This is a genomic window from Cellulomonas algicola, assembly GCF_003851725.1.
Taxonomy (GTDB): Bacteria; Actinomycetota; Actinomycetes; order Actinomycetales; family Cellulomonadaceae; genus Cellulomonas; species Cellulomonas algicola.
On the sequence record NZ_BHYL01000234.1, the window covers coordinates 1 to 3015 of the forward strand.

5 protein-coding genes are annotated in these 3015 nt (G+C 75.1%); 4 read left to right on the forward strand and 1 reads right to left on the reverse strand.

The annotated features are described in order from the left end of the window. Window positions 1-796: hypothetical protein (locus CTKZ_RS21640; protein ID WP_160142910.1), on the forward strand; the 796-nt coding region annotated here is incomplete at its 5' end. Between the two features lie 69 nt (window positions 797-865). Here CTKZ_RS21640 and CTKZ_RS14685 read toward each other — a convergent pair. After that, a complete protein-coding gene (locus CTKZ_RS14685; RefSeq protein ID WP_124343643.1) occupies window positions 866-1543 on the reverse strand; it encodes a uracil-DNA glycosylase in 678 nt (225 codons plus the stop codon). 123 nt (window positions 1544-1666) lie between these two features. Here CTKZ_RS14685 and CTKZ_RS14690 point away from each other — a divergent pair, with 123 nt between their 5' ends. The 3 genes from CTKZ_RS14690 to CTKZ_RS14700 all read left to right on the forward strand — a co-directional run bounded on the left by CTKZ_RS14690 (window position 1667) and on the right by CTKZ_RS14700 (window position 2938). Then, the gene (locus tag CTKZ_RS14690; RefSeq protein ID WP_124343644.1) at window positions 1667-1978 is read left to right on the forward strand and encodes a DUF3263 domain-containing protein; all 312 of its coding nucleotides are present in this window, start codon (window positions 1667-1669) and stop codon (window positions 1976-1978) included. 29 nt (window positions 1979-2007) lie between these two features. After that, complete coding sequence (locus CTKZ_RS14695; RefSeq protein WP_124343645.1) at window positions 2008-2613, forward strand: LytR C-terminal domain-containing protein; 606 nt, start codon at window positions 2008-2010, stop codon at window positions 2611-2613. Between the two features lie 121 nt (window positions 2614-2734). Further along, complete coding sequence (locus tag CTKZ_RS14700; RefSeq protein WP_013769803.1) at window positions 2735-2938, forward strand: cold-shock protein; 204 nt, start codon at window positions 2735-2737, stop codon at window positions 2936-2938. The last annotated feature ends 77 nt before the right edge of the window (window positions 2939-3015 follow it).

Sequence of the window (3015 nt, forward strand, 5' to 3'; positions counted from 1 at the left end):
CTCCACGCGCCGCCGCGACCGCCGCCGCGGGATCGCCGCCCTGGCCGCGCTCGTCGCCCTCGTCGTCGCCTCCCCGGTCGCGACCGCGAGCGCGTCGCGCCTCGACGTGCGCGCCGAGCCGGCCGCGATCGTCACGCGCACCGCGTGCACCGCGACGGCCGTGCAGGTCGTCCCGACCACGACCACCGCGCCCACCGCCCTCCGGCTCGACGGCCTCACCGCCGTCGACCAGGCTGCGTGCGCGGGGCGGCCGGTCGACGTGACCCTGTTCGGCGCCTCGGGCGTCGTCGGGACCGCGCAGGGCACGCTCACCGGCGCGACGCAGACGTACCCCCTCACGGGATCGCCGACACCGACCGCCGTCACGCGCGTGCGCGTCCTCGTGGGCGGGTTCGCCGTCCCCGCGACGTGGCGCGTCCCGGGCCCGGCGCCGGACTCGTGCCGGGTCGTGAAGGCCGACGGCAGCGCGAGCACCACGCCGTGCACCGTGACCGGCACGGGTGCGCCGAGCTTCTGGACGGGCAACGCGTACTGGACCGTCTACTTCTCCGCGCCGGGCATCCAGCAGGGCGAGCACGTCGAGTTCGAGATCACGGTGCCCGACCACGCCGTGCCGAGCGGGTGGGTCTGGTCCGCGGCGACCGTGGTCCAGGTCAACAACTCGGCGCAGCTGACGTCGCGGTGCGCCGACCTGCCGACGATCCGCGGCAAGCTCCCGGCCAACATCGGAGCGACGCCCGAGGTGCAGGTCCGGTTGACGACCCAGGGCGGGATGCCGCCCCTGTGCCTGCCCTGAGCCGGGGTCCCGCGGCCGTCGTGGCAGCCGGGAGCCCGGAGGGCGGGGCCGTCGCGCCCGGGCGAGGCGTCAGGGCAGGCGCCAGTCGACGGGCGGCGCGCCCTGCTCCGCGAGCAGGCGGTTGACGGTCGAGAACGGGCGCGACCCGAAGAACCCGCGGCTCGCCGACAGCGGCGACGGGTGCACCGACTCGACCCGCGGCACGGACCCGAGGGCCGGACGCAGCGACTGCGCGTCGCGCCCCCAGAGGACCGCGACGAGCGGGCCGCCACGCTCGACGAGCGCCGCGATCGCCCGGTCGGTGACCGCCTCCCAGCCGCGCCCCCGGTGCGACGCGGGCGCACCCGGCCGGACCGTCAGGACCCTGTTGAGCAGCATCACGCCCTGGTCGGCCCACGGCGACAGGTCGCCCGTCGTCGGCCGCGGCACGTCGAGGTCGGCGACGAGCTCCTTGAAGATGTTGTCGAGCGAGCGCGGCAGGGGCCGCACGTCCGCCTGCACCGAGAACGACAGACCCATCGGGTGGCCGGGCGTGGGGTAGGGGTCCTGCCCGACGACGAGCACGCGGACCTCCGCGAGCGGGCGGGTGAACGCCCGCAGCACGGACTCGCCCGCCGGCAGGTACCCGTGGCCCGCGGCCACCTCGTCGCGCAGGAACTGCCCCGCCGCCCGGATCTGCGGCTCGACCGGTGCGAGCGCCTGCGCCCAGTCCGGTGCGACGAGCGACGCGAGGGGAGCCGGGTTCACGCGGGCGAGGCTACCCGGTCGGCCACCCGACCCGGTGACGGGCGGTGAGGCGGAATGACACCGGTGTGGTTCGCACCTACGATGGCCGCTGACCGACCCGCCCTGCACCACCGAGGAGGCCGTATGGACACCGCGACCGCGCTCCCGATCGGCACCGTCGACGCTGGGCCGGACGGGGGAACCTCCGGCCTGACGGAGCGCGACGAGCAGATCCTCGCGTTCGAGCGCCAGTGGTGGAAGTACGCCGGCGCCAAGGAGCAGGCGGTCCGCGAGCTGTTCGACATGTCCGCCACGCGGTACTACCAGGTGCTCAACGCCCTCATCGACGAGCCCGCGGCCCTGGCCCACGACCCCATGCTGGTCAAGCGTCTGCGGCGCCTGCGGCAGTCCCGTCAGCGCGCCCGTACCGCGCGTCGCCTCGCGACCGACGCCTGAGCCCCAGGTCCAGCGGATAGCCTGCGGCCGTGAGCAAGGCGGACTACCCCTACCCGGACGACGAGTTCGACGCCGCTGCGGACCCCGACGCACCGCGCGGTGTCCACCGTGCGCCGCGCTCGGCGTGGAGCCGGTGGTGGCCGTTCCTCGCGGTCCTCGTCCTCGCCCCCGTCCTCGCCTACGGCGCCGTGACGGCGTGGGGCATCATCAACGGGGCCGACGACTCGCCCGACAGCTCGACCGTCGACGAAGGCGGGACCGGTGACGAGGGCACGACCGACGGCACGGAGGAGACGCCCGCCGACGGGACCGAGGAGCCGCCCGTCGAGAGCGAGGCGCCGCCCGCGGCCGAGCCCGTGCTCAGCACGCCCGTCCAGGTGCTCAACGCCTCGGGGGTGAGCGGGGTCGCCGCCCGGCAGCAGGCCAAGCTCCAGGAGGCCGGCTTCACCGCCGCGACGACCGGCAACTCCGACGGCGAGGGCGTGACCGACTCGACCGTCTTCTACGCGAGCGAGGACCTGCGGTCGACCGCCGACCTCGTCGCCCAGACGCTCGGCCTCACCGCCGTCACGCTCGACCCGGACCAGGCGGGCGACGGCATCGTCGTCGTCCTGCGCACCGACCCCGACGCCTGACCGGGGTCGACGCGCTGGTCACCTCCGAGATGACCCTGGTCGTGGCATGCCCGTGACCACTAGGCTCACGCGCACCGGGGGCCGGCGGAGCCCGCGGCGCACCGATCGTCGAGGAGTTCGCATGGCCCAGGGCACCGTGAAGTGGTTCAACGCGGAGAAGGGGTACGGCTTCATCACCCCGACCGGCGGAGGGCAGGACCTCTTCGTGCATTTCAGCGCCATCCAGGTCGACGGCTACCGGACCCTCGAGGAGGGCCAGCAGGTCGACTTCGAGGTCGGCCAGGGCACGAAGGGCCCGCAGGCCGAGCAGGTTCGCCCCGTCTGACCTGACGCCCCGGCGTCGTCTCCCCGGCACTCCAGCTCCGGACGTCCACGTCGGACGCATCGGCGAGGGCCGCCCAC